This window comes from Bradyrhizobium sp. URHA0013 (assembly GCF_000518345.1).
Classification (GTDB): domain Bacteria; phylum Pseudomonadota; class Alphaproteobacteria; order Rhizobiales; family Xanthobacteraceae; genus Bradyrhizobium.
In genome coordinates this window covers 1,550,259-1,575,322 of sequence record NZ_KI912426.1, presented here as the reverse complement: position 1 = coordinate 1,575,322, position 25,064 = coordinate 1,550,259, and the positions used below count along the sequence as shown (strand labels likewise).

Sequence of the window (25,064 nt, the reverse complement as noted above, 5' to 3'; positions counted from 1 at the left end):
CATCACGTGATCGCGCGGCCTGATCATTTCCGACGGCACCGCTGCCACCCGAGGAGTTCACCACGCATATCGCACCACGCCTTTGCCGGCGTAGCTGCGCGTCACGTTGGAGAACTCGCCTTCGAAAGTCGCGGCGGTCGACCAGCCGTTCATCCATTTGGTTTCGGCGGATGCGGTGAGAAGCGCGGAATCGGTAGCCTGCGGGGCGCCGTTGACGAAGAAGCTGGCGCCCGGCAGAGTCTGGAACGTCGCACCGATGCCGCGGTCGGAACTGAAGTCATGCGCCCAGGCCACGCGGCCGCGCAGCGTCAGCATCGCGCTCTGCATGGCGAAGGATTTGTCGGTGCGCACGCCGAGTTCGCTGCGGGTGTCGGTCACGCTCTTCGCCGTATAAGCGAGCGTAAAGGTGTTGTTGCCCGAGATGACACCTTCCGCATAGGCCGGCAGTTCGAACGTGGTGAACTGGCCCGCCCCGTAGGGCGTGAAGCCGATCCCGCCGATCAGGGGCGCCACGAAGCGGTAACCGCCCTCGACGCGGCCGGACCAGGCATTGGCGTTGAACTGCGCGCGCAGCCGATCGATGCCGGCAATGGTGACGGTGCGATCGGTGGTGACATCCTGCCAGCCATAGGCGAGTGCGCCGGAAACATAGGCGGCGCCGATAGTGTGCCGAACGAACGCGCCGGCCTGGAACAGGTCGGAACGCCCGGTGCCGTTATTGGCGACGCTGAAACTGGTACCGCCGCCGGCCAGCGAGAAGCCGGCGATGGTAAACGGCGAGAAGCGATAGTCAGCGCCAACAGCTGTGCCAAAGACCTGCGACGTCGCCGCATTGGAGCCGGTCACGTTGTTGCCATTCGTCGTTTGCGAGCCGCCGAAGCCGGCCGCCCACACGCTCCAGCGCTGCTGGAACGGCACCGCAGCTGGCGCCTTGGTGTAAATCGCCGCCAGCGCATCGTTCAGATTGCGCTTCTTCGCGGCAAAGGCGAGCGCTTCCTCGTCGGCATAACCGGGGGCGTTGCCGCCGGCAGTTCCGCCGTCATCGCGTCCGGCAATGAACGGGTCGGTCATGACGCCCATGAACTGGTTCATCGCGTTGAACGTGGATTGCTGCGATCCCGTTCCGGTCTCGCCGGCCGCCTGCGAGAGCCCCTTCGGCGACATGTTTGCGAACACTGCGGGAATGCCGCCGGTGGTGTTGAAGAACTTCGTCAGCGCGTCGCCGACCGCCTGCTGATTGGGGTTGAGGCCGCCTGGAATGCCAAAATTCAAGACCATGTCCAGGTAGACGTTGTTGGCATCGTAGCTCAACGTCGAAGAAAAGTTCGATGGCGCACTGGAAGTAATCACGCCACCGAAGGCACCGCTGACGCCGCCCGTCGCGGTGAGGATGATGTACTTTTTCTGCACATAGGTCCCGGGCGCAAAGCTGGCGCCCACCGCAGCGCCGCCAAGCGTCGCTGTACCGTTGACGACCGTGAATGAGGCCGTCGTGGGGTCGATTTGGACCAGATATTGCGCGGCCGCCTGGAACGCGAGATTGCCCGTTATCACCATCGACGAACCCGGCGTGCCGTTGCCAGGCGTAAACATGCCGGAGATCGTGCTGCTGGCGCCGGTCACCGTGCCGGCGCCTTGCAAAACGGCGAATGTCTGGTTGAAGCCGTTCAAATCCAGCGTCGCGCCGCCCGCGACCGAAAACTGATTGCTGGTCCCGAACGCGGCGGCGTGTCCGGCGCGCAGCGTTCCGCCGTCTACCATCGTTGCGCCGCTATAGGTGTTGGCCGCCGAGAGCACCAGCGTGCCGACGCCGTTCTTGTTCAGTCCCCATATTCCGGCCTCGACACCCGTGCCGCCAGAACCGGTCTGGTCGGCGATGCCGTCTGAAAGCGTTTGCGTCGCGCCGCCGCCGGGCTGGAAGTTGAGGATGCCGTTGCCTTGAAGGAAGATGCCGGCTCCGAAAGCAGAACCGCCACTACCCGCCGTGCCATTGTCCACGCCGCCAAAACCGTTGCCGCCCGTGCCGCCGACTCCCCCGGCGACGCTGCCGCCGTTGACGTTGAACGCGCCGGCGATCGTTAGCGAGCCGCCCTCCTGAACGAACATGGCGCCGCCCAATCCGGCGCCGCCGCCGCCGCCGCCACCTCCACCACTGCCACCGTTCGCCGCGATGCTGCTGCCGTTGCCACCGACGCCACCACCAAATCCTCTACTCCCGCCGGTTCCGGCCACCTCACCCAAATGGTCTGCCCCGCCGCCGCCGCCGCCGCCGCCACCAACGCCACCAGCGCCTCCCTGATGGCCCGCTATCGAGTGACCCCCTGCGCCGCCGCCGCCAAATCCCCCCGAGCCGCCTCTGTCGTCCGCAGCACTATGAGTGCCGCCGCCGCCGAAACCGCCTTGGCCATTGCCGAATATGGGACTTCCGCCGATCCCGCCGGCACCTCCATCGCCGCCACCTCCGCCGTTAATGCCACCGGGGGAGCCGCCGAAACCCTGTCCGCCACTTGCCGCACCAACGACAATGCCCGCCCCGCCTCCGGCCCCTGTGTCGCCATCGGCGCCGCGTCCGACACCGCCACCGGCGAACCCGCCCACTGCATGGCCGCCGAGACCGCCGCCTGCGCCGCCGGCCGTTCCTGCGCCCGGCACGCCGTCACCGCCGACAGCGCCGGCGCCGCCGGTTGCGTTGTTGCCTGAAAGAACGACGTTGCTCACGGTCACATGGCCACCGCTCGCCACGAACAGCGCGCCGCCTGCACCGAGGCCGCCAGCGCCGCCCCCGCTACCGAATCCAACGTTGCCCCCGTCGCCGCCAAGCGCCTGGGTGTTCTGGATCGTCAGATTGTTAATGGCGACAGTGCCTGCGTAGACAAAGAACCCGCGCTGCACGCCACCGCCGTCCAGCCTGAAGCCGCCGCCATTCACCGTGACGTTGCTGGTGGTGTTGAAGGCGCTGAGCGTGTCGGCCGCTGCGCCAGTCAGCGTGATGTTGTTCTGGAAATTGATGACATAACTCGCGCTGGCATTGCTGTCGGCCTGCGCGATCGCCGCCGACAGGCTGGCACCGTCGGACACATTGATGACCGTCTGGGCGTGCGCACAGGTGCAACTGATCAGGGCATAAGCCGTGCCGCTCAGGAGAGTTGATCGCACCAGAAGCTCGCGGCGCTGTCGACGGGCAGGCGTATTCTTCACTTCATTGCTCCACCGCCGGCACCCTGGCCAGTGGAAGCTGCGAGTGCCGGAATAGCGCCTGACAGGACGAAGAAAGAGCCGGGCCATCGCCTGTCCGTCCGGCCTTCGCCGGGCCATCTAAGCCGGCGCGCGCCCGTCGTCGTACGCATCGCTGATCTCCCAATGTCGCTACGCTGAGAGAATCCGTCTTCCCAGTCACGGCGCCGAATATCGCGCCACTGGATAGGTCTGAGAACTACCTAGAAAGGTGGTTCGCCGTGCTTTATGTATGCCCGCGCAGGTCGGCGACCTCTGAGGTCAGAGAAACTCTGCACGCGCACTGGGAATGACATGCTTCTCTCCACGGATCCCATCGATCCGCAAAATCAAGACGTCTATGCACTCTGGGATCAACTGGCCGACTTCTCGGTAGCCGATGGTGATGCTGCGCTGACCCACCTGATGTCCGCACTGCGCACCATGTTGTCGGCACGCAATGTGCTGTGGGGCGTGGTCGTGCGATTGCCTTCGCCGAAGCGGGCCGATCCCCTGCTCGGCTGGCGTCCGCGCCTCGTCAGGGTGCTGGACCCGGTACCGGCGGTCGCGGCATCCGTGCAGAAGCAGTACGATACGCTCTGGTCGGACGACGTCGACCTGTCGCAGATCCTGTCAATGTCGGGCGATGAGCCGTTCCGCGTCCGCCTGCTGTTCGAAACGCTGCCGCCGGCATGGTTCGAGGGCAAGCACTATCGTCGGCACTATCTGGATGTCGGCTTCGCCGACAGCATTTCCGTGCGCATCGCACTCAATGACGATTTGAGGATTCGCCTGTTCGTGTTTCGTGATGCCCAGCAACCCCGCTTTACGGCACAGGACGGCCAGCGTCTGGGCTCCGTGATGCGCGCCTTGAGATGGTTTCACCGTCAACAATTGCTCAGCCATGGTCTGCTCATCGCCAACGCGCCCCTCACGCCAGCTGAACGCCGGGTGTTGCTCGGACTGCTCGCAGGGGACACGGAAAGGCAGATCGCGCAAAAGCTCGAGCAGAGTCCGAACACCACGCATTTTCACGTCAAGTCGATCTACGCCAAGTTCGGCGTGCGCAGTCGCCAGTCGCTCGCCGCCCTGTGGCTCGGCAAGCTGCAATAAACGAACTCAAGTCCGCAGTTAACCCGGCCTGACACAGGTCGGTAGAGGCTGTTCTCAAACACGGACGGCGGGCCGATGCACCCCTTGACCGACGAGGAAATCGTTTGATGGGAGTTCTATACAACCGAAGCCCTTTGGTCTGTGGCGCGCCTCGCAAGTCAAAGAGCCGCTGCGGCACCGGGCTCTCGCGTGGTCGAAATTTCTTAGATCAGGACTTCGCAACTGACCCGGCCTTCCGGCGAAACCGCCACCGGTCGCAGCAGTCGAGCTTCGATGCGATAACCACGCGGCCCTCAATGAAATGCGCCGCTACTTCGCTGATGGTCCAAGAGCAGAAGTCGCAGTGCATGAGCGCGCCGACGCGGCAGCCTTACTCTTTGTTCTCAGTCCAGGTTTGCTCGCCGCACTGGCACTTGAACATGCGAACGATTCCACCGGTATCCGGGTTGAGCATCTTCACCGCGAGGGCCAGCCTTCGGCCACAGTGATTGCAGGGCTTGGTCGGATTTGGCTGATAGCTGGAAAAGACTTCGTTTTTGAAATCGCGGTCCACTGTACTGCACTCAGGTTGCGAGAATCACTAAGTTCCAACGTGCACAATTGTTCCGCAGATTGAACCAGGCGAGCGCGAATTCAACTGAGGCTGCGGGCGGTTAAGTAGCCCCGGTGTCGCGCCGAGAATGAGAACAAATCGGCATAGAACGCGAACCTCCATGTCCTCTTGGGTCAACAAAGCCGGTTTGACTGGAGTCGTGGCACTTCCGGACTGACCCGAACTGCAGATAGATCGCTGCACGGCGTCCGGGCAATGCGAAGGGCCAACACCGGAAGTGTCAACTCACCACATGTATCTCACCACGCCGAACTGGCTCTCGGCTGCAAACTTCCGCTCTAAACTCTCGAGCCGACATGCATCGCACCGCGTCAACCGAAGCGATGGGCCAACAGAGGAAGTCAGCACGTCGATCACGATTCAAATCCGTGACGCCGCAAACTAGCGGCGGCCGGCAGGGACCATGCGCTCGCGAAAACAGAAGCCATCCTCCATAGAAGCTTTCGAGCTTTTGGTCTGCCTCGTTATTGAAGGCTTCATATCGCTCGAGTGCATTTGCCTCCAGATATCCGGGCCCAGGACTACGCAGCCCTCACTGTGCTAAGAAACTTGCCAACCTCCAGCTTGAGGCGATTAGAATCACCTGAGAGTGACTGCGCAGCAGATAAAACTTGCGAGGAAGCCGACCCGGTCTCACTAGCTCCCCGCTGCACATCCATGATGTTGGAGGAGACCTGCTGGGTGCCTTGCGCCGCCTGCTGGACGTTGCGGGAAATCTCCTGCGTCGCCGCGCCCTGCTCTTCGACTGCTGCGGCAATGGTTGACGAAATCTCCGACAGCCGCTCGATGGTGCCGCTGATTTCCTTGATGGCGCTCACCGATTCCTGGGTCGCGGCTTGAATACCGGTGATCTGCTGACCGATCTCGCCGGTCGCCTTTGCGGTCTGCTCGGCCAGGGCTTTAACCTCCGAAGCCACGACTGCGAAGCCGCGACCGGCCTCGCCAGCACGGGCCGCCTCGATGGTTGCGTTGAGAGCCAGCAGATTGGTCTGGCCGGCTATGGTGTTGATCAGTTCTACCACATCGCCGATGCGCGCGGCAGCCTTCGACAACTCGCCGACTCGATCGTTGGTGGTGCGGGCCTGGTTGACGGCATCATTGGCCATTCGCGCCGATTCCTGCACTTGGCGGCTGATCTCATTGACGGACGACGTCAGTTCCTCAGTGGCGGACGCCACAGACTGCACATTGGTTGAGGCTTCCTCCGAGGCCGCAGCGACCATGGTGGTGAGCTCCTGCGCTCGCTCGGCGGTGGAAGTGAGCGTTGCCGCGGAGGCCTCGAGTTCGGTCGAGGCCGAAGACACGGTTTCGATGATCTCGCCGACAGCGCCTTCAAAACCATCAGCGAGCTTGATCATGTCCGCCTTGCGCTGCTGCGCGGCAACTTGGTCCTGCTTGATCTTGGCTTCGGCTTCCGCTTGGGCCTTCTGTGCCGACACCACCTTGAATTTCTCGACCGCTCCAGCGACCTGGCCAACCTCGTCCTTACGGCCGAGGCCGGGCAGCACCACTCCGAAATCACCCTCGGCAAGCTTCTCCATGGAAAGGCTCAATGCGCGCATGGGACGGGCAATGCTGAAAATCGAGAACACGCAGCTTGCGACCAACAATAACGCTGCCGACAGGCCGATCGCCAGCGACATGAGTTCGGCTGAAGCCATTTCCTTTGCGGCAGTGACATTGGCCTCATCGGCGCTGCTCTTCGAAAATTCAACAATTTTGTTGGCCAGCACCTCAACTTCGTTCGCGACGGGCAAAGTCACCTCGCGAGCGACGCGGACTGCCTCGTCGTTGAGTTTTGCGATCTTTGCAACAGCATCAGCCGGCAGTTCGCCGCCGGCGACGCGCTTAGCTTCGATCCCAATGATCTCGGTCTTGATCGCTGCGATCTGCTGGGCACCCTTGGCATATTCTCCAATACCGCCCTTGAGCTTCTCCATGCGTCCTCGATTTTCCGGGGAATGGCTCAGCTTCAACATCGCGTCGGCAAATCCGTGTGCCCGCGTCACCCGGGCCGCAAGGTACTCGCTCGCCGCTTTGAAGCTCTCGGGGCCATTGGCGAGGCGCATGTCGCGAAGGCCGATCTGCATGCCGCGCTGCGCCGCCTTCGCCTCTGCAGCAGTGAGCGCGATTGTCTGTTGCTCGGTCGCAGTCTGATTAGCTCTTTTAACCGCCAAGTTGCCGGACATCTGGGTGTAGATCATCAGGCCCACCAGAAGAATGCTCAGGGCCGAAGCGATCCCAAGCTTGGTTCCAATGCGCAAATTCTGGATCATGCCAATCATGTCGTTTCCTCAAAATGTGTTCAGCCCATCAACGATGTGCGGTCGGCAATTGATGATTTGGGGGGCGAGCGGCGGTGCTCTGCCTAAATCTGAGGCACGGCTGGTATTGTTAGTCTTAACATTCCGTTACGTAAAAATACGGATCCACCCTGCTCGCAATTTTGGGCGTCCTCGCCGGAACGGCACAGGTTGACACGGTGGTGGTGCGATCGAGGATGATCTGCAATGGCGGAATTACCGAATGACGCTTCGTTCAGAAGCGCCGCTATCGGAAGTTCAACGAGAGATCCGCAATGGGGTCACGTGCTGACCTCGACCTCAGCGGAACGCCAGCCTGCTTATCTTCGCAAGCGGACACCCCGGACCTTTGAATAACCGCCCTACGCCCGTCGCATCAGCTTGAGCGATGCTGCCAGCCGCAAGCTGCGCTTGCCGGCGAGTGCGATGCCTTCGAGCTCACCGCTGTCGGCCGTGCAGGTTCCGGAGAAGCCGATCCCGACCTCATAGCCGCCGAACACGGGGTTCTCGCCTTTCGCCGGCGTGTGCTCCTGGTTGAGGATTTCGCCCTTCCAGCGGCCGTCGGCCGAGGAATAGGAGCCGAGATAGTAGAAGAACGCATCGCCCCCGAGGATGCGGCCGTCCATCAGCAGCATGACGCCGGAGAGCCCGGCATCGACGCCGTCGAGCGCGCGCAGGTGGATCGCATAGAGCCCGTTCACCACCCCGCCCGGACCAATCGTCCCCTGCGGCGGCAACCCCTCGTCATCGAGCCGGGTGAGATTGGCCCAGAAACCGGCGCCCGGCACCGTGTCCGCGCTGCCCGCGAGACGGATCTGGTTGCCAACGAGCCGGCCGCGCGCGCCGATCGAGGCGACGTCGGCCCCCATCAGCGGCTTGTAGTTGGGATCGTCGTTATGCCGTTCGGTGATGACTTCGGCGATGATCTCGCCGTCGCGCTCGAAATAGCTTCCGAGATGCGCGAATGCCGAATTGCCGCCCAGCAGCTTGCCGTCATGCATGCACATGATGCTGCGGCCGAAGGCATCGTTGACCCCGTATTCAACCTTGTAGAGTCCGTCCAGCAACGCAATTGACCCGGAATATCAGAAGGAAAGCACGCGCTACCTAGCACCGCCATCGCACCAAGACCATCGGGCTTTTTCGCGCAGGGGCATTCGCGAAGCCACACCCTGCCATGATGCCATCATGCGCCTGTTTTGCCCGACGGCGCAATAGATTTCGGCAATTCCGCAGGAGGCGATTTCACACCATTTGCGGAGCTGCGATTTCAAACACTTGGCTACTGTGCATGGGGTTGTTTTTCGAGTTTTTTGTTTGGCCGGTCGCGAGCCGCCCTTACGCACTCCCCCAAGCCGGCTTCGAACCCGCCGGTTGAGGCGCGCGACAAACCGGCATGGATCACATGGAGCCATCAGCCGAGGCGCAGATCGCAACCTTCATCGCAAGCGCGGCGAAGCAGCCGCTGCTCGATGCCGCGTTCGAGCTTTGGCGCCGACGCACCCAGCTGGATTCGGTCGAGGGGCGCCCGACCGCCGAAGAGGTCCGCGTCAACCGCACCCTCACGCCGGAGCAGATCAGCGCGAAATACCGCTGGGATCGCGACCACGCCCATGAAGGACCGATGTTCGATTATCTGAAGCGCGCTCATCCGCGTGCCGATGACGACGCGATCAGGCAGGCCATCATCACCGCCGTCAGGTTCGAGGACGCGACCTTCACGTATTTCAGCTGGGATGGCGATTTCTGGGACTGCGTCGTCCGCGCGGTGGCGAAGGCCTCCGCGCACTATCCCGATTTCCTCGAGATGACCTATCGCGACGCCCGCAACAACGTCGCCTACTACTACAAATGAGCTACAGCATGATCCGGACCCGCAGGGCCGCGTTGGCGCAAAGTGCACAGCGGTTTTCCGAAGAGATCATGCTCCCAAATAAATCCAAAGCGCGTTCAACGCGCTTTAGAAGCACAGCGTGGTGACGAGCTTGCCCTGCTTGTCCTTGATCGCATAGGGACAGCGCAGCCGCTCCAGCGCCTGCTTGGCATCCGCATCGCCGAGCGCTGCGGCGCGCTCGTAATAGGATTTCGCGGCGTCCTTGTCCTTTGGCCCGCCGCGGCCTTCCTGTGCGAAGGCACCCATCCGCTCCAGCGCGCCGGGATGGTTTTGCGCGGCCGCCTTCTCGAACAGCGCGCGCGCCGCGGCGTCGTCCTTCGCCCCGCCGGTACCTTCGGAGAGCATCACGCCGAGCTGGTACTGCGCCTCGGCATTGGTCTCGGCGGCCCTGCCGAGCAATGCGCGCGCCTGTGCGGGATCGGCCGGCGCGGCACCGCCGGTACCACTGAGCGCGGCGAGATTGCTGATGCCGCGGGGATTGCCGGCCTGCGCCGCCTTCTCGAACAATTTGCGCGCCTGCGCTTCATCCCTGGCGACACCGGAGCCGGTGCCGTAGGCCACACCGAGCTCGACCATCGCCGCACTCGATCCCTTGTCGGCGGCCTTGCGCCAGGCTGCCATCGCTTCCGCCGTCTGCCGGTTGGCCGCATAGGCGCGGCCGAGCGCGAACATCGCGCGTCGCGATGACGGCGCGGCCTGCTTGCAGAACTTGATGGCGGTCGCAACGTCGGAGGCCGCAATCTCCGTCACGCCCCTCATGTCGGCCGGCTTGTCGGGATCGCTGGGGTCGGCGGCGACCCGGTCGCACAGGACGAGATCGGCCGATTGCGCATGCGCCGACAACGGCGCCGCAAGCGTGAGGAGGATGGCAACGAGGAAAGTCCGCATGGACGCCAGGTTGCGTCGTGGCCCCGGCAAATTCAAGGCTCCAGCCCCGATTGGCGCAGCACGGGAATGACCTCGGGCGATGCCAGATAGCGCAGCAGCCGGTCAGCGGCTTCGGCGTGCTCGGCGTTGGCCATCCGGCCGGCGGAGAACACGGCCGGCGTTTGCAGATCGTGCGGGACCGGGCCGACCACCTCGATGCCTTCGACCTGCTTCAGCTCGCTGATCTGCTGCACGGCGAGGTCAGCTTCGCCGGTCACGAGCCGCTCTGCGGTAAAGCCCTGCTCGACGATGGTGGCCTTGGCATTGATCTGGGCCGCGATCCCCATCCGGACGACCAGCTGGGCGAAGTACACGCCGCTCGCGCCCAGCCGCGAATAGGCCACGGACCGCGCCGCCAGCAGCGTGTCGCGCAGCGCGCATGCGGTGGCGATGTCGGGATGTGCTTGCCCTGCCCGCACCGCGATGCCGACGAAGGAGCGCGCGAGATCGGCTGCGTTCCCTGAGACGACGCGGCCCTCGCCGATCATCTCGTCGAGCCCTTCGCGGGTGAGGATCACGAGATCGGCGGCCTCGCCGTCCCGCAACCGTTTGAGCAGCGCCAGGGTCGGCGCAAAGTCGGCGTCGATGCGGACGCCGGTCGCGGCCTCGTGCGCGGAGGACAGGCTGCGCATCGCGCCCATCAGGCCGAGCGTCGAAAGCATGCGAATTGTTTCCATCAGCGATTCCCGTGGCGATCAGGCGCGGTGCATCAGCTTGAGCGCGGCGGTCAGGCGCAGGCTGCGCTTGCCGGCGAGCGCCGTTGCCTCCAGGACCGCCTCCTCGGCATCATAAGTGCCGGAGAAGCCGATGCCGACCTCGTGGCCGCCGAAGATCGGGTCGTCCTTGGCCGGCGTGTGCTCCTGATTGAGGATCTGGCCCTTCCAGCGCCCGTTGGCGGCGGTGTAGCTGCCGAGATAGTAGAATGATGCGTCGCCGCCGAGGATGCGACCCTTGTTGAGCAGCATCACGCCGGTGAGACCGCCGTCGACGCCGTCGAGCATGCGCAGATGCACCGAGTAAAGCCCGTCGGCGATGCCGGCCTCGCCGACGCCGCCGGCGATCGGCATCTCGTCTTCGGTGATCGGCGTCATCAACGACTGAAAGGGTACGCCGGGCAGCTCCTTGAGCTCGCCCTTGAAGCGATAGAGATCGCCGTCGGCCCAGCCCTTGGCCAGCAGGGTCGCATCGTCCGTGCCCGCCATGGCGCGATAGGTCGGATCGGGGTTGTGGCGGACCGTGTTGATCACGATGTCGACGCCGGCTTCGGTCTTGGCGTAGGTGCCGATATGGGCGAAGGCCGAATTACCGCCGAGCATCTTGCCGTTGCCAGCATGCATCACGCTTCGGCCGACCCCGTCGCCGAGCTGAAATCTCACCTTGTAGAAGCCTTCAAACACCAGCCGTCCCCGGCCCTACACGCATCCAGGCGCACTCTACTCCGCTTTCGGCGACGATGGACAAATTTCCCGCCATGATATCCGGGGAGTCTTCCGCAACGGCTGTCATCGGAATGAAAAATCCGCCGAAGCCTTTCGGCTTCGGCGGATCGAAGTCCAACCCGGGCCAGCCCCCCAGCCCGGGCCGGGAGGATCTTAGGCGGCCGCCTTCTTGTCGGCCGGCACGGAGGCGATCGTCTTCAGGATCTGCGAAGCGATCTGGTATGGGTCGCCCTGCGAATTCGGACGACGGTCTTCCAGATAGCCCTTGTAACCGTTGTTGACGAAGGAGTGCGGCACGCGGATGGAAGCACCGCGATCGGCAATGCCGTAGCTGAACTTGTTCCAGGGCGCGGTCTCGTGCTTGCCGGTCAGACGCTTGTCGTTGTCCGGGCCGTAGACGGCGATGTGGTCCATCAGGTTCTTGTCGAAGGCCGCCATCAGCGCCTCGAAGTACTCCTTGCCGCCGACCGTACGCATGTACTCGGTCGAGAAGTTGGCGTGCATGCCGGAGCCGTTCCAGTCGGTGTCGCCGAGCGGCTTGCAGTGGAACTCGATGTCGATGCCGTACTTCTCGGTCAGGCGCAGCATCAGGTAGCGGGCCATCCACATTTCGTCTGCGGCCTTCTTGGAGCCTTTGCCGAAGATCTGGAATTCCCACTGGCCCTTCGCGACTTCCGCGTTGATGCCTTCATGGTTGATGCCGGCAGCCAGGCAGAGGTCGAGATGCTCTTCGACGATCTTGCGGGCGACGTCGCCGACATTCGAGAAGCCAACGCCGGTGTAGTACGGACCCTGCGGGGCCGGATAGCCGGAGGCCGGGAAGCCGAGCGGACGGCCGTCCTTGTAGAAGAAGTATTCCTGCTCGAAACCGAACCAGGCGCCGGAATCGTCGAGAATGGTGGCGCGCTTGTTGGTCGAGTGCGGCGTCTTGCCGTCGGGCATCATGACTTCGCACATCACGAGCACGCCGTTGGTGCGGGCGCCATCCGGGAACACCGCGACCGGCTTCAGCACGCAATCGGAGCTGTGGCCTTCAGCCTGCTGGGTGGAGGAGCCATCGAAGCCCCAGAGCGGAAGCTGCTCGAGCGTCGGGAACGACGCGAATTCCTTGATCTGAGTTTTGCCGCGCAAGTTCGGAGTCGGCGTATATCCGTCGAGCCAGATGTACTCGAGCTTATACTTGGTCATTGAGCCTCTCTGTAGATGATGCGAAAGGTGGGGGCCGCAGGCCCCCGCACGATTGTTTACCCGGCCAACATCGGCCGACCCTTTCCAAGCATTTAACGTGCCAAAAGGCCGCAGCGCGGGAGGTTTTCCACCGCGGCCGGCCCCCTCTCCCTCCCGGCGGATCGGCCAGCGCGCCGTGCGTCATAGCGGCGCACCTTTGCGTGAAGCTGCACCGCAAAAATCCCGCGGAAATCGCCCGATTCTGGAGCAGGCAGGCCCCGGCCTGAGGTTGCCGGCTAAACGCGCATCAACGTCCGGCAATATTCGCGAAGTCTGCGACCGTCGCCCGCAACCTTCGCAACGGCCCACGCGTTAGCCACCCGAGCGCTGCCTTAGAGGAAGCAGAATGCAGTCTGCCTACAAAATAGGCCAAGGCTGATTTCCTTTTCAGCACTTTGCATTTCGGAATGCACGGCCGATATGGGGATTCCAGCAACCACAAGCCAACGAGTCGGGCGCACCATGGAGGCCCAGCGCTGCGATCTCGGGAGATACCGCAATGATGAACAATGGACTGAGTCACGGATCTGCACAGATCTACCAATTCCCTGTCGGGGGCCGCTCGGCTCTCGGGGGGCGCCGCAACGGTGAGACCCGCCTTCCCGCCAACCACGCCTCGCTCCCCGTGAACGAGACGATTTGCAGCGGCAGCTGGTACCATCAGGAAGCAGTCGATGAAGCCAAGCCGAAATGGGATCGCTGATGCCTGCGTTCGGTTCAATACCGCCGCGGTCTCTCAATGCCCGGCGTCAGTCGAAAAAGGGTCGAAACAACGGTGTTTCGGCCCTTTTTGATTCCGGACTTGATTGCGGGATCATATGGTCGCACAGGCGGTCACCGACCGCTTCAGATGCGTGACAAGACACCTCCATGAAAGACTCCCCTACCCGCCATCTCGCCCTGCAAGGCGCCAGCAATTTTCGCGACCTCGGCGGCTATCCGACCGCAGATGGCCGCACCACGCGCTGGCGGCACATCTTCCGCTCCAACCATCTCGGCCAGCTCACTGCCGCCGATGTCGAGATCGTCCGCGCGCTGGGCGTGCGCAGCGCCTTCGATTTTCGCGGCGTCGATGAGCGCGCGGCGGGTGTCTGCGTGGTCAGCGAGATCGCCGTGCACTCACTGCCGATCGAGCCGACGGTCGTGGCCGCGCTGCGCGCCGAGCTCGCCAGGGGCAGGCTGACCGCGCCGGTCGCGCTCGAACTCATGCGCGAATCCTATCGCAACTACGTCCGCCACAACACGGCCAGTTTCCGCAACCTGTTCGGTCATCTCCTGGAGGACCGCGCGCCACTGGTCATTCATTGCACCGCCGGCAAGGACCGCACCGGCTTTGCCAGCGCGCTGATCCTGCATGCGCTCGGCGTCGCCGACGAAATCATTGCCGAGGACTACCTCTTGACCAACCGGCACTACAAGCGCGACGCATCAAATGTCTCCGATCTTCCCGCCGATGTTCTCGACGCGATCGGCACCGTCGAGGCCTCGTATCTTGCCGCTGCTTTCGAGGCCGTCGGTAGCGAGTATGGCGATCTCGAAACCTACTTGCGCGACGGTCTCAAGCTCGGCACAGCGGAACGGACCGCACTGAAGGCGCGCTATTTGCAATCGTAAGCGGGAATAAATCCTATACGGCCGTGCCGGGAGAACGATGATGCAAGGCAAGGTTCTGATCGTGACCGGAGCACTCGGCGCACTTGGAAAAGTCGTCGCCGAGACCGCGCAGTCGCGCGGCGCGCGCGTGGCCGGCATCGACCATGCGCCATCGCAAATCTCCGCGACGCCTGAGCGCATCGAGATCGGCGGCGTCGATCTGTCCGAGGCGGCACAAGCAAAGACGGCGGTCGAGGTGGCGGCAAGACACTTTGGCAAGGTCGACGTGTTGGTCAACATCGCCGGTGGCTTCGCCGTCGAGACCGTGGGCGACGGCGACGTCAAGACGTGGCAGCACATGCATGCGCTCAACCTGCTGACGGCGCTCAACGCCTCGCACGCGGCGCTGCCCCATCTGGCTGCGTCCACAGCCGGCCGCATCGTCAATATCGGCGCCATGGGAGCGCTTCAGGCCGGCTCCGGCATGGGGCCCTATGCGGCTTCGAAAGCCGGCGTCCACCGGCTCACCGAGGCGCTGGCGAGCGAGTGGAAAGGCAAGGTGACCGTGAACGCGGTGCTGCCCTCGATCATCGACACCGAGGCGAACCGCGCCGACATGCCGAAAGCCGACTTCGCCAAATGGGTGACACCGCAGGAGCTCACCGAAGTCATCCTGTTCCTCGCCAGCGATGCCGCCAGCGGCGTCACCGGCGCGCTGATCCCGGTCGGCGGGCGGATGTAGGTTCAACTGCCGCCCACCTTTTCTGAATCTTCCTGCATTGCTATATTCGAACCATGACAACGGAAGATATCGAGCAAGCGGTCGAGCGACTTACGCCTGACGAATTGGCCCGGTTTCGTGCATGGTTCGAGCAGTTCGACGCTGAACGCTTCGATCAGGTCCTGGAGCAGGATATCAAGGCGGGTAAGCTCGATCAATTTGCCGAGGAAGCGCTGAGCGATTATCGCGCCGCCCAAACGCGCGACTTGTGAAGCACACGGCTTCCACGAGATTCTGGAAGGCTTATGAGGCATTGCCCGTCAATGTTCGGCGGCTCGCCGATGCCAATTTCAAGCTGCTGAAGAACGACCCAACGCATCCCTCGCTTCAATTCAAACGGGTCGGACGATTTTGGTCCGCCAGAGTCGGCCTACGTTATCGCGCCCTCGCTATCGAGTCTGATGGAGCCTGCGTCTGGTTCCGGATCGGCTCGCACGCGACCGTCTCATAGGCTAAAGGCGTCAATCCGGCACCCAAGAGCCGGAGATTGCCTTTGAAACGGATGCTCTGCTCGCCGGTGAGTGCGATTTTCTCGCCAACAGCCGGATCATCTGTTCCCGATCAAATGGCGCAGAGCCTCAAGCCCGTTCCGGGCTAAACTGCCGCAACTGATTCTCCGATCGGACGTGACACCCGGAAGCTTTCTTTGGAAACCACGCTCTACCTGCCTGTCAAACGCTTCCTCGAAGAGCTCGGCTTCACGGTCAAGGGCGAGATCGGCGGCTGCGATCTCGTGGGCCTCAGCGCCGGCGATCCGCCGGTAGTCGTGATCGGCGAGCTCAAGCTGACCTTCAATCTCGAGCTGATCCTTCAGGCGGTCGATCGTGCACCGGCCGGCGACGAGGTCTGGATTGCCGCGAAGATGTCGGTGCGCGGCAAGGGACGCGAGACCGACGCGCGCTATCGCAATCTCTGTCGCCGCCTCGGCTTCGGCATGCTCGGGGTGACCGATCGCGGTCAGGTCGAGGTGCTGGTGAAGCCGCCGACGGCAGCCCCACGCCGCGAGCCGAAGGTCCGTTCGCGCCTCGTCGCAGAGCATCAGCGCCGCCAGGGCGATCCGGTGCTCGGCGGTAGCACGCGCGCGCCGATCATGACGGCCTATCGGCAGCAGGCGCTGGCCTGCGCCTCAGAGCTTGCAGCGGGCCCGCGGAAGGTGAGCGAATTGCGCCAACGCTGTCCCGATGCCGGCAAGATCATGCTTAACAATGTGTATGGCTGGTTCGAACGCACCGAGCGGGGAATCTACGGGCTGACGGAAGCGGGCCACGCCGCGCTGAAACGCTGGCCACAACAGCGGCTTGCGGATGTTGCCGGTGTCGCGTCACCACCCTGACACCCAACCGGTGCATAGCTGTGATGCCACACCGATTTCATATTGCAATGCAACATAGACAGCACTAGGTATCCCGGCATCGAAACGAGGCCGTTATGAACGCAGACTGGAATACGAAATATGGCACGCGGCGCGTGCGCCACGATCCGCCGACCCTGGACGAGGCGATCTTCGCCGCCGTCGGCATCACCGACGATCAGGAGCAGCAGGCCGAGATCGCCGCAGCCCTGATGGGCATGCCGCTTGATGTCGTCCAGGCCGAGGTCAAGAAACAGGTTCGCACCAACAGCCGCATCACCTCGACGCGCGTGATCGCCGGCGAACAGGGCGCGCAGCGCTCAGTGGTGGTCGAACGCCGTGTCGTGCGCCGCTTCGGCAACGACAAGCGCACCGGCACCTGAGCTCGCTATTCTGAATACAAAAGCGGACCGGTTTTGCCGGTCCGCTTTTTTGATTCCAATCGGCTTCAGGCGGCGCGATTGCCGTAGATGCTGGAAATGATCTTCCAGCAGGTCGAGTTGAAGCTGATAAGAGCGCGGCCGGCCGCGAATGGCGAGGCCGCGAGATCAGCGAGTTCGTCCTCAGGCGCCTTGGCGAGATCGATCGTACCGGTCGATTCGCCATGACGGAATTGCAGATGCGCGCCGAACTTCCTGGCGAGCGCCCGCATCGCGTGATTCTCGGCGCCGGTGGTAATACGCAGGCGCTTGTAGCCTTTCCAGCGCGCTTCCGCGATCAAACGGCTGAACAGCACGGTGCCGACGTTCTGGCGCCGCGCCGAGGCTTCCACGCTGAAGGCGACCTCGGGCAGCGAATCGCCCTCGGGCGGATGCAACTCGGCCGCACCGCGGACCACGCCATCTACGATATAGGCGACGATCACGGTGCCGTCCTCGGCGCAACGGGCGGCGTAACGCTCGATGAAACTGTCGTCGAGAAAACCGTTGAAGCGGTCGTGCCGGCTTTCGGCATCAAGCCTCAGCAGGTGATCGCGCAAGAGCGGCAATTCTTCCTGCTGGCTCAACGTGCGCACGTAGCCCTGAACGGACTTCGGGCGGCTGGATACTTCAAGTCCAAAATCTGCTGCGAGTGACAAGTCAAAACTCCTCTTGGTGTCCCTCGAGGAGGCGTTCGAATCCCTAGGCCTCCAATATTGTGCATCGCAACAAATTTTTCAAGACGGGAACCTGCCAAAGTTTCGGGCATGGGAGGCGACTAATTCGTTAACAAAATCAAGCCCCGTATTCATACGAGGACCAGCTGGGTCTGCGTCACCACGGCGACCAGCTTGCCGTCCTCGGTCTCCAGCCGGGTGGTCCAGACCTGGGTTCGCCGGCCTCTGTGGACTGGGGTGGCGGTCGCGATCACCGTGGTTCCCTCCTTGGCCCCGCCGATAAAGTTGGTCTTGCTCTCAAGCGTGGTCGTGCCCTTGGCGTCCTCCGGCAGATTGATCACGGTGGCCGCCGCGCCGACGGAATCGGCCAGCGCCATCACCGCGCCGCCGTGGATGGTGTGATGAAGCGTGCAGAGATCGGGCCTGACCGTCATCCGCGCCACCACGCGATCTTTCCCGGCCTCGACGAACTCGACGCCCTTGAGTTCGGCAAACGGCATCTTCATTGCTTTAAGCTTCTCGAGCGGCGTCATCGGATCTCCTCCCAATCATTCTGCTCACAGGGTGAATTGCTCCGCGCGGCAAAGCAATGACGTCCGAGGTCGTCATTGCGAGCGCAGCGAAGCAATCCAGAATGTATGCGCGGAAAGATTCTGGATTGCTTCGCTGGGCTCGCAAGGACGGGGAGACAGCCTTCGTACCTCACGTCACCGCATTCACCACCTGATACTCCGGCCGCCGCCACACCTCGCCCGCGATCACCTCCTCGATGAACTCGGCGGCCCGCACGATCTCGCTCTCGCCGATATACAGCGGCGTGATGCCAAACCTCATAATGTCAGGCGCGCGGAAATCGCCGATCACGCCGCGGGCGATGAGGGCCTGCATCGCAGCGTAGCCGCCTGCGAAGGCGAAGGAGACTTGCGAGCCGCGACGCTGATGAGCGCGCGGGGTGACGAGTTTCAAGGACGGACAGCGGCGTTCGACCTCGGCAATCAGGAGATCGCCGAGCGCCAGCGAACGCGCGCGGACTTCCCTGATATCGACGCGGTCCCAGATGTCGAGCGAAGCCTCCAGCGCCGCCATTGCCAGCACCGGCGGCGTGCCGACGCGCATGCGCTCGACACCGCCCGCGGCCGCGTAGGCAAGCTCAAACGCGAACGGCTTTGCGTGCCCCATCCACCCCGACAAAGCGGCTCGCACGCTGTCGGCGTGGCGCGGCGCGACGTAGAGGAAGGCTGGCGCGCCGGGACCGGCGTTGATGTATTTGTAGGTGCATCCGGCGGCGAAATCAGCGCCGGTGCCTGCAAGGTCAACCGGCAGCGCGCCGGCCGAATGCGCGAGGTCCCATACCGTGACGATGCCGAGCGCATGCGCTCTTGCAGTCAGCTTCGCCATGTCGTGGCGCCGTCCGGTGCGGTAATCGACCTCGGTGATGTAGAGCACCGCGATCTCCTCCGACAACGACGCCTCGATCTCCTCCGGCGCGACCAGGCGCAATTGATGGCCACGGCCGAGCGTCGCGATCAGGCCTTCGGCGATATAGAGGTCGGTCGGAAAATTACCGGTGTCCGACAGGACGACCTTGCGCGATGCGTTCATATCGAGCGCGGCGGCGAGCGCCTGATAGACCTTGAGCGACAGCGTATCTCCGACCATGATGGAGCCGGCTTCCGCGCCGATCAGTCGCGCGATGCGATCCCCGACATGACGCGGCTGGGCATACCAGCCCGCTGTGTTCCAGGCGCGGATCAACTCATCGCCCCACTCGGCGGTGATGACGCGACTGACGCGCTCGGCCACGCCAAGCGGCAGCGCGCCGAGCGAATTGCCGTCGAGATAGATGACACCGTCGGGCATATGGAACAGCGCTTTGGTGTCGTCGTAAACGCGAAGCATGGTCATGAAAATCTCTACAGGATTGTGCGCACGCGCCAGAGCTCGGGAAACAGCTCGACCTCCAGCATACGCTTGAGATAGCTGACGCCGCCGGTGCCGCCGGTACCGCGCTTGAAGCCGATGACGCGCTCGACTGTCGTCACATGGTTGAAGCGCCAGCGCCGGAAATAATCCTCGAAATCGACCAGCTTCTCGGCCAGCTCGTAGAGCATCCAGTGCGTTTCCGGCGCTTCGTAGACGATACGCCAGGCCTGCAGCACACCTTCGTTGAAGCTATGGGTCTCGCGAACATCGCGCGCCAGCACGGCCGCAGGCATCTTGAGCCCGTTGCGGTCGGCGAGCCGCAGTACCTCGTCATAGAGGCTTGGCGTCGCGAGCTCGGCTTCGAGCAGCTGCGTGGTTTCCAGATCGTGCGCGTGCGGCTTGAGCATGGCGTGGTTGCGGTTGCCCAGCAGGAATTCGATCAACCGGTATTGCCGCGACTGGAAGCCTGAGGATTGCCCAAGCTGAGAGCGGAAGCGCGTATACTCGCTGGGCGTCATGGTGCGCAGCACGTCCCAGGCGCCGTTGAGCTGCTCGAAGATACGCGACATCCGTGCCAGCATCTTCATCGCAGGCTGCACTTCATCCTTCGCGATCGAACGACGTGCGGCGCTGAGCTCGTGGATGGCGAGCCGCATCCAGAGTTCGGTGGTCTGATGCTGGATGATGAACAGCATCTCGTCATGTGCTTCCGACAGCGGATGCTGCGCACCGAGGATCGCGTCCAGCGCCAGATAGTTGCCGTAGGACATGCGCCGGGCGAAATCGGTCTCGGCGCCTTCGCTTGCGGGATCGTATTCGCTGGACGTCATGGCATGCCCTTTCGATCGATTTTTAAGGCCTCGTCAGTCGAGGCCGATCAGGCGCGCGGTGATTGGCGACGACGGGTCCTTGAGGGCGTCGATCACGGTGAAATGGTTCAGCCCGGGATCGACGACAAGACGCGTCGGCACGTCGAATCCAGTCCAGACATTGGCCACCAGATCGGACTGGCGGATGAATTCGGGCCGCTCGTTGCCACCGACCCAGGCGGTCACAGGTGAAGGCCCGCGCGGCAGATGCAGCGCCGCGCTTTCCAGCGTCGCCTCCTCCATCGTCATGCGCAGGGTGTCGTTCATCCTGGTCTTGAGCAGCGGACGCAGATCATGCAGGCCGCTGATGGACAGCGTCCCGGCGATGCGGTTGAAGACGGCGGGCTCCAGCCGGCTGTCGTCGCACAGCATGCGCGTAACGAGATGCCCGCCCGCGGAATGGCCGGCGAGCCGGATCGGTCCCGCGACGAGCGCGGCCGCCTTGGCGATCGCTACGGTGATTTCCGCCGTAATGTCGGAGATGCGCGCGGCCGGCGTCAGCGTGTAGCTTGGCAGTGCCACCGTCCAGCCATGATGCCGCGCGCCTTCGGCGAGATCAGTCCACGCCGATTTGTCGAAGCGCATCCAATAGCCGCCGTGGACGAAGACGACGAGGCCCTTGCTGTCGCCGTCGGGCAAGATCAGGTCGAGGCGCTGGCGCTCGCCGGGGCCATAGGCGATGTCGGCGCGAAATTCCTTCAGTCCGGCGCGATAAGCCGCCGCGCGCTCCGCCCACAGCGCGGGTATCTTGTCCGAGCCCGGGATATGGGCCGAATTGGCGTAAGCGTCATCCCAATCGCGCATCGTGACTTCCTCGACGGACTCAAGACCTTGTGGACCCGGCGCCAGTCTGCCACCGGCGCGGGCGGCGTCCTAGTCTTTAGTTTAAGCTTAAAGGATTTTGGAACGCCGGTGGATTGGGCAGCTCCCGTCATTGCGAGGGCAGCGACTTGTCCGCCGAAGCTTTAGCGAGGGCGGAAGCAATCCAGTCTGCCTCCGCGGTGGCAGTCCGGATTGCTTCGTCGCAAGGGCTCCTCGCAATGACGACGGAAGGCCCCTATCCCTTCTCCACCCCGCACCAATCCGCGATGAACAGCGCCATCGCCTTGGTCGTCTTCTTCAGCGATTGCAGATCGACATATTCATTGAAGCCGTGCATCTCGCCGCCACTCGCGCCGAAGCACAGGCTCGGGATACCGTGATTGAGGCCGTAGAAGCGCGTGTCGGTGAGCGCGGTGAAGACGAGGTCTTCGATTTGTCCGCCATAGACCGCGCTGAAGGCCTTGCCGAACGCGGCTTCCGGCGCGGCGGCGTCGGTCAGCTCATAGCCTTCCGACAAGAAGCCCGACCATTCGACCTCCGGGGGATTATTGGCGAGGAAACGATGGTTGCGCGCGGCAGCCGCAACGCAAGCCATGATCTCCTTCTGGTGATCGGCGATCGACCAGCCCGGCAACACGGCAATCCGGCAATCGACGTCGCACCAGGCCGGCACGCTGGAGGCCCAGTCGCCGCCCGTGATGATGCCGGGGTTGAAATTGATGGGATGGTTCAGCGTCTTGAAGTGACGATCGGCTTTCGCGCGCTCGTTCCACTCGATCTCGAGTTTTTGCAGCGCCTGGATCAAATGATAGGCCGCCATGATTGCGTTCGCGCCGGAGCCGGCGAAGGCGACGTGTGTCGGATGGCCCTTCACGCGCAGGCGGAACCAGATCACGCCGACCTGCGAGCGCACCATCTTGCCGCCGGTCGGCTCAGGAATGAAGCAGGCATCCGCGCGATAGCCACGTTGAAGCGTCGAGAGCGCGCCGACGCCGGTGCTCTCCTCCTCTATCACGGACTGGAAGTGAATCCGCGCCGTCGGCCTGAGGCCCGCGGCCTTGATCGCATCGAGCGCGGAGAGCGCTGCGATGGTGCCCGACTTCATGTCGCAGGCACCGCGTCCGAACATCTTGCCGTCCTTGATGACGGGCGAGAACGGCGGGGTGTCCCACAGTTCCAGCGGGCCGGCCGGTACGACGTCGCAATGGCCCTGGAGGATCAGCGATTTGCCCGCCTCGGTTTTGGGCCGGTACGTGCCGACCACAGTGCGCGCCTTCGAAAAATCATGCTCGATGGGCCCGAAGCCGCGCAGATCCTTGAGGTCATTGACATCGATGTGCCAGTCGTCGACCTCGTAGCCGCGCGCGCGCAGGAGGTCGCCGATCATGTCCTGGCACGGCCCCTCCGCCCCGCGGGTCGAGGGGATCGCGACGAAATCGCGTATGGTCGCGAGCTGGGCTTCGAAGCCGGCATCAACGGCGTCAAGAATCCTCTGCTGCGTTTCGGCATTCATCAGGCAACTCCAATCGGGCATTAAGATCATCGATGGAGCGCAAGCTAGCCGATTTCAGCCGTTCGGGTACTCTGCAAAATAGGCATCCCGCAATGCATCTTCGAGCAGCCGGCCCTCCGAATAGCCATTCAGTGTCGCCGGTCGGCGCACGCCCTCAAGCAGCCGCGGGCAAGGCTCCGGCGCGCCGAGCACGGTGCGCACCGGGATGCGCTCGGCATAGATCGGCAATTCATAGTCCTCGTCATCGTCGGCTACACCCTTGGCGCGGACTTTCGCGGAGGCCTCCTCGATCTCCATCGCGATAAAGGAGGTCGCCTTGATCTCCTGCGTGTTGCTCGCCCGCAGGCTCGCGGTGCGATCCGGGAAGAAGCGGTCGACCATCGCGACAACCGCGCGTTCTTTCTCCTCGGGATCGGTGACGAGATAGGCGGTGCCGAATGCCATCACGGCGCGGTAATCGGCCGAGTGATTGAACCCGCAGCGCGCCAGCACGAGGCTGTCGAGATGTGCGACCGTCAGGCACACGCGCTCGCCCCGGGTCTGGTTGCGCAGCATGCGGCTGGCGCTCGAGCCGTGCCAATACAGCTTCGTTCCTTCGCGCCAGAAGAAGGTCGGCGTGCAATAGGGTTGGCCGTCGATGGCGTAGGAGACGTGGCAGAGCATCGAGGAATCCAGGATGCGATGAACGGTGTCGTGATCGTAGAAGCCGCGGTCGTGACGGCGCTTCACCTGGTTGCGCGCGGATGTCGGATAGGAATTTTGGTTCTCGGTCTGGCTCACGGCCGCTCCTGTCGGATTGAATCACTTCCAGCGCAGTTGTAGCCACGGATTTGGTCTGCGATAGTGCCAATTCCATGCGAAAAATTCCGACCAATTACGTCTCCTCGCCGGCCAAAGCCGAGCTGCCGCTCGACCTCGCAGGCCCGCACATCACGGCTGGCGCCTCGTCGGCGCACCGGCTGTATCAGGCGCTGTGCGAGATGATCGTCGGCGGTCTGGTAAAACCCGGCGAGCCGCTGCCGCCGTCGCGCACGCTGGCCAAACAGACTGGCTTTCGGCGCAATGCCGTCGTCACCGCCTATGAGCGGCTGATTGCCGACGGCTTTGCCGACGCAACAGTCGGCTCCGGCACCTTCGTCGCCGCGCGCATCCCCGCGCGCGCGGCCGAGCCGAAGCGGCCGAAGATCAGCGTCGAAACGCCCGGGCAAGGCGCGTTTTCGCTCGGCTGCACCCATATCGACGCGCGCGCCGTGCAGCGTTTCCGCGCCTTTGTCGGCCGTCGCATGCGCTCCTTCGGCGCGGAGCATCTGCACTATGGCGATCCCCGTGGCAGCCGCGAGCTGCGTGCGGCGATCGCCGATCATCTGTTGTCGGCGCGGGGCCTGCGCTGCGATCCCGATCAGATCATGCTGACGTCGGGCACGCTGCACGCGCTGCGCATCCTGCTGAGCGCGATCCTGAAGCCCAACGACCAGGTCTGGTGCGAAGACCCCGGCTACCCCGCTGCGCGGAAAACCATCGCGCATTGCGGCTATCGTGCGGTGTCCGTTCCCGTCGACGCGCACGGCATGCGTGTCGCCAAAGGCCGCGCAGCGGCGCCGTCCGCGCGCGCAGCCTATGTGACCCCGTCGCACCAGTTTCCGCTGGGTGTGCAGATGTCGATGCCGCGACGGCTCGAGCTGCTGGACTGGGCCAGGCAGGCCGGCGCCTTCGTGCTGGAAGACGATTACGACAGCGAGTTCCGCTATGACGGCGCGCCACTGATGTCACTAGCCGGCATCGATCACCTCCAGCGTGTGATCTACATGGGCACGTTCGCCAAGACCTTGTTTCCGGGCCTGCGCATCGGCTATTGCGCCCTGCCCGAGCGCTTGATTGCGGATGTCACCGCCGCGCGGGCCGCGCTCGACCGCTTTCCCGGCACGCTGATGGAGGGCGCGGTGGCCGACATGCTCAATTCCGGCGCGTTCGCGGCGAACCTGAAGCGCGTGCGCAAGCTTTACCGCGAGGCGCGCGACGCGCTGGCCGGGACGCTCGAAGCCGAATCCGAGGGCGTGCTGTCGGTGCCGGTCCCATCACAGGGTCTGCATCTTGTCGCCCGGTTCGATCCCTCGGTCGATCTGGCTGTGGCGGCAGACGCCAAGCAGGCCGCCGGCGCCGAAGGCTGGCTGTTGGCCGACACCTATTCACGCGCGCGTCCTCTTCCCGGTTTCGTGCTGGGATTTTCCGGCCACGCGGTTCCGAAGCTCGTCGCATCCGCCGAGCGGCTCGCGCGGGAATCGCGAGCGGCCTTGCGTGCGAGACGCAAGCCGGCCCGGCGGGCATGACGAACGCTCACTATGAGAATCGGCTGCCGCTCCCTACATTGCGGCATCGATGCCGGGAGC

24 protein-coding genes are annotated in these 25,064 nt (G+C 63.6%); 10 read left to right on the top strand and 14 right to left on the bottom strand.

Annotation, left to right across the window (positions count from 1 at the left end; all coding sequences use genetic code 11):
• Positions 1 to 57: 57 nt before the first annotated feature.
• Entirely contained in the window at positions 58 to 3,198 is a 3,141-nt protein-coding gene (locus N551_RS37470) for an autotransporter domain-containing protein (RefSeq protein ID WP_051462932.1), read from the bottom strand.
• A 264-nt stretch (positions 3,199 to 3,462) separates the two neighbouring features.
• On the opposite strand from N551_RS37470, the gene N551_RS0128005 reads away from it, so the two are divergent.
• A complete protein-coding gene (locus N551_RS0128005) occupies positions 3,463 to 4,326 on the top strand; it encodes a helix-turn-helix transcriptional regulator (protein WP_245287859.1) in 864 nt (287 codons plus the stop codon).
• A gap of 1,134 nt (positions 4,327 to 5,460) precedes the next feature.
• Here the strand turns inward: N551_RS0128005 and N551_RS0127995 are convergent.
• Together N551_RS0127995 and N551_RS0127990 are read right to left on the bottom strand one after the other, a co-directional pair.
• Complete coding sequence (locus N551_RS0127995) at positions 5,461 to 7,224, bottom strand: methyl-accepting chemotaxis protein (protein ID WP_027569737.1); 1,764 nt, start codon at positions 7,222 to 7,224, stop codon at positions 5,461 to 5,463.
• A gap of 380 nt (positions 7,225 to 7,604) precedes the next feature.
• Positions 7,605 to 8,309, bottom strand: a complete 705-nt coding sequence (locus tag N551_RS0127990) for a GrlR family regulatory protein (protein WP_027569736.1) — start codon at positions 8,307 to 8,309, stop codon at positions 7,605 to 7,607.
• A gap of 338 nt (positions 8,310 to 8,647) precedes the next feature.
• On the opposite strand from N551_RS0127990, the gene N551_RS0127985 reads away from it, so the two are divergent.
• Positions 8,648 to 9,097, top strand: a complete 450-nt coding sequence (locus N551_RS0127985; RefSeq protein WP_245287858.1) for a hypothetical protein — start codon at positions 8,648 to 8,650, stop codon at positions 9,095 to 9,097.
• A 105-nt stretch (positions 9,098 to 9,202) separates the two neighbouring features.
• On the opposite strand, the gene N551_RS0127980 is transcribed toward N551_RS0127985, so the two are convergent.
• From N551_RS0127980 to N551_RS0127965, 4 genes are all read right to left on the bottom strand, one after another.
• Complete coding sequence (locus N551_RS0127980) at positions 9,203 to 10,024, bottom strand: tetratricopeptide repeat protein (protein ID WP_027569734.1); 822 nt, start codon at positions 10,022 to 10,024, stop codon at positions 9,203 to 9,205.
• Positions 10,025 to 10,056: 32 nt separating this feature from the next.
• A complete protein-coding gene (locus N551_RS0127975; RefSeq protein WP_027569733.1) occupies positions 10,057 to 10,740 on the bottom strand; it encodes a substrate-binding domain-containing protein in 684 nt (227 codons plus the stop codon).
• Positions 10,741 to 10,758: 18 nt separating this feature from the next.
• Complete coding sequence (locus N551_RS0127970) at positions 10,759 to 11,460, bottom strand: GrlR family regulatory protein (protein WP_027569732.1); 702 nt, start codon at positions 11,458 to 11,460, stop codon at positions 10,759 to 10,761.
• 195 nt (positions 11,461 to 11,655) lie between these two features.
• Positions 11,656 to 12,690 carry a glutamine synthetase beta-grasp domain-containing protein gene (locus N551_RS0127965; RefSeq protein ID WP_007591833.1) on the bottom strand — a complete coding sequence of 345 codons (1,035 nt, stop codon included), beginning with the start codon at positions 12,688 to 12,690 and terminating at the stop codon, positions 11,656 to 11,658.
• A 538-nt stretch (positions 12,691 to 13,228) separates the two neighbouring features.
• On the opposite strand from N551_RS0127965, the gene N551_RS37460 reads away from it, so the two are divergent.
• The 7 genes from N551_RS37460 (at position 13,229) to N551_RS0127935 (ending at position 16,837) form a co-directional block, all read left to right on the top strand.
• The gene (locus N551_RS37460; RefSeq protein WP_007591835.1) at positions 13,229 to 13,432 is read left to right on the top strand and encodes a DUF2735 domain-containing protein; all 204 of its coding nucleotides are present in this window, start codon (positions 13,229 to 13,231) and stop codon (positions 13,430 to 13,432) included.
• Positions 13,433 to 13,599: 167 nt separating this feature from the next.
• The gene (locus tag N551_RS0127960) at positions 13,600 to 14,343 is read left to right on the top strand and encodes a tyrosine-protein phosphatase (RefSeq protein ID WP_027569731.1); all 744 of its coding nucleotides are present in this window, start codon (positions 13,600 to 13,602) and stop codon (positions 14,341 to 14,343) included.
• 40 nt (positions 14,344 to 14,383) lie between these two features.
• On the top strand, positions 14,384 to 15,064 hold the full coding sequence (locus N551_RS0127955; protein WP_027569730.1) for an SDR family oxidoreductase: 681 nt from the start codon (positions 14,384 to 14,386) through the stop codon (positions 15,062 to 15,064).
• A gap of 53 nt (positions 15,065 to 15,117) precedes the next feature.
• Complete coding sequence (locus N551_RS0127950) at positions 15,118 to 15,315, top strand: hypothetical protein (RefSeq protein ID WP_027569729.1); 198 nt, start codon at positions 15,118 to 15,120, stop codon at positions 15,313 to 15,315.
• Entirely contained in the window at positions 15,312 to 15,554 is a 243-nt protein-coding gene (locus N551_RS39475) for a hypothetical protein (protein WP_027569728.1), read from the top strand. Before N551_RS0127950 ends, N551_RS39475 begins: the two co-directional genes overlap by 4 nt.
• 195 nt (positions 15,555 to 15,749) lie before the next feature.
• Positions 15,750 to 16,436, top strand: a complete 687-nt coding sequence (locus N551_RS0127940; RefSeq protein WP_027569727.1) for a DUF2161 domain-containing phosphodiesterase — start codon at positions 15,750 to 15,752, stop codon at positions 16,434 to 16,436.
• Positions 16,437 to 16,531: 95 nt separating this feature from the next.
• A complete protein-coding gene (locus N551_RS0127935) occupies positions 16,532 to 16,837 on the top strand; it encodes a hypothetical protein (protein ID WP_007591844.1) in 306 nt (101 codons plus the stop codon).
• A gap of 65 nt (positions 16,838 to 16,902) precedes the next feature.
• Here N551_RS0127935 and N551_RS0127930 read toward each other — a convergent pair whose 3' ends face one another.
• The 7 genes from N551_RS0127930 to N551_RS0127900 form a co-directional block, all read right to left on the bottom strand.
• Positions 16,903 to 17,532: a GNAT family N-acetyltransferase gene (locus N551_RS0127930; RefSeq protein WP_027569726.1), complete on the bottom strand. Its 630-nt coding sequence runs from the start codon at positions 17,530 to 17,532 to the stop codon at positions 16,903 to 16,905.
• A 149-nt stretch (positions 17,533 to 17,681) separates the two neighbouring features.
• Positions 17,682 to 18,083, bottom strand: a complete 402-nt coding sequence (locus tag N551_RS0127925) for a PaaI family thioesterase (protein WP_027569725.1) — start codon at positions 18,081 to 18,083, stop codon at positions 17,682 to 17,684.
• A gap of 169 nt (positions 18,084 to 18,252) precedes the next feature.
• A complete protein-coding gene (gene kynU / locus N551_RS0127920; protein ID WP_027569724.1) occupies positions 18,253 to 19,455 on the bottom strand; it encodes a kynureninase in 1,203 nt (400 codons plus the stop codon).
• A gap of 8 nt (positions 19,456 to 19,463) precedes the next feature.
• Positions 19,464 to 20,303 carry a tryptophan 2,3-dioxygenase gene (gene kynA / locus N551_RS0127915; protein ID WP_027569723.1) on the bottom strand — a complete coding sequence of 280 codons (840 nt, stop codon included), beginning with the start codon at positions 20,301 to 20,303 and terminating at the stop codon, positions 19,464 to 19,466.
• 33 nt (positions 20,304 to 20,336) lie between these two features.
• Positions 20,337 to 21,146, bottom strand: a complete 810-nt coding sequence (locus tag N551_RS0127910; protein WP_027569722.1) for an alpha/beta hydrolase — start codon at positions 21,144 to 21,146, stop codon at positions 20,337 to 20,339.
• 253 nt (positions 21,147 to 21,399) lie between these two features.
• The gene (locus tag N551_RS0127905; protein WP_027569721.1) at positions 21,400 to 22,677 is read right to left on the bottom strand and encodes an ArgE/DapE family deacylase; all 1,278 of its coding nucleotides are present in this window, start codon (positions 22,675 to 22,677) and stop codon (positions 21,400 to 21,402) included.
• Positions 22,678 to 22,731: 54 nt separating this feature from the next.
• Positions 22,732 to 23,457, bottom strand: a complete 726-nt coding sequence (locus tag N551_RS0127900; protein ID WP_027569720.1) for a pyridoxamine 5'-phosphate oxidase family protein — start codon at positions 23,455 to 23,457, stop codon at positions 22,732 to 22,734.
• Positions 23,458 to 23,531: 74 nt separating this feature from the next.
• On the opposite strand from N551_RS0127900, the gene N551_RS0127895 reads away from it, so the two are divergent.
• Positions 23,532 to 25,004, top strand: a complete 1,473-nt coding sequence (locus N551_RS0127895) for a PLP-dependent aminotransferase family protein (protein WP_027569719.1) — start codon at positions 23,532 to 23,534, stop codon at positions 25,002 to 25,004.
• Positions 25,005 to 25,064 lie beyond the last annotated feature (60 nt).

Coding starts and splice junctions, on each gene's coding strand:
- N551_RS0128005 (WP_245287859.1), top strand. CDS start 3,463: ATGTATGCCCGCGCAGGTCGGCGACCTCTGAGGTCAGAGAAACTCTGC.
- N551_RS0127995 (WP_027569737.1), bottom strand. CDS start 7,224: ATGATTGGCATGATCCAGAATTTGCGCATTGGAACCAAGCTTGGGATC.
- N551_RS0127985 (WP_245287858.1), top strand. CDS start 8,648: ATGGAGCCATCAGCCGAGGCGCAGATCGCAACCTTCATCGCAAGCGCG.
- N551_RS0127980 (WP_027569734.1), bottom strand. CDS start 10,024: ATGCGGACTTTCCTCGTTGCCATCCTCCTCACGCTTGCGGCGCCGTTG.
- N551_RS0127975 (WP_027569733.1), bottom strand. CDS start 10,740: ATGGAAACAATTCGCATGCTTTCGACGCTCGGCCTGATGGGCGCGATG.
- N551_RS0127965 (WP_007591833.1), bottom strand. CDS start 12,690: ATGACCAAGTATAAGCTCGAGTACATCTGGCTCGACGGATATACGCCG.
- N551_RS37460 (WP_007591835.1), top strand. CDS start 13,229: ATGATGAACAATGGACTGAGTCACGGATCTGCACAGATCTACCAATTC.
- N551_RS0127960 (WP_027569731.1), top strand. CDS start 13,600: ATGAAAGACTCCCCTACCCGCCATCTCGCCCTGCAAGGCGCCAGCAAT.
- N551_RS0127955 (WP_027569730.1), top strand. CDS start 14,384: ATGCAAGGCAAGGTTCTGATCGTGACCGGAGCACTCGGCGCACTTGGA.
- N551_RS0127950 (WP_027569729.1), top strand. CDS start 15,118: ATGACAACGGAAGATATCGAGCAAGCGGTCGAGCGACTTACGCCTGAC.
- N551_RS0127935 (WP_007591844.1), top strand. CDS start 16,532: ATGAACGCAGACTGGAATACGAAATATGGCACGCGGCGCGTGCGCCAC.
- N551_RS0127925 (WP_027569725.1), bottom strand. CDS start 18,083: ATGACGCCGCTCGAGAAGCTTAAAGCAATGAAGATGCCGTTTGCCGAA.
- kynU (WP_027569724.1), bottom strand. CDS start 19,455: ATGACCATGCTTCGCGTTTACGACGACACCAAAGCGCTGTTCCATATG.
- kynA (WP_027569723.1), bottom strand. CDS start 20,303: ATGACGTCCAGCGAATACGATCCCGCAAGCGAAGGCGCCGAGACCGAT.
- N551_RS0127910 (WP_027569722.1), bottom strand. CDS start 21,146: ATGCGCGATTGGGATGACGCTTACGCCAATTCGGCCCATATCCCGGGC.
- N551_RS0127905 (WP_027569721.1), bottom strand. CDS start 22,677: ATGAATGCCGAAACGCAGCAGAGGATTCTTGACGCCGTTGATGCCGGC.
- N551_RS0127895 (WP_027569719.1), top strand. CDS start 23,532: ATGCGAAAAATTCCGACCAATTACGTCTCCTCGCCGGCCAAAGCCGAG.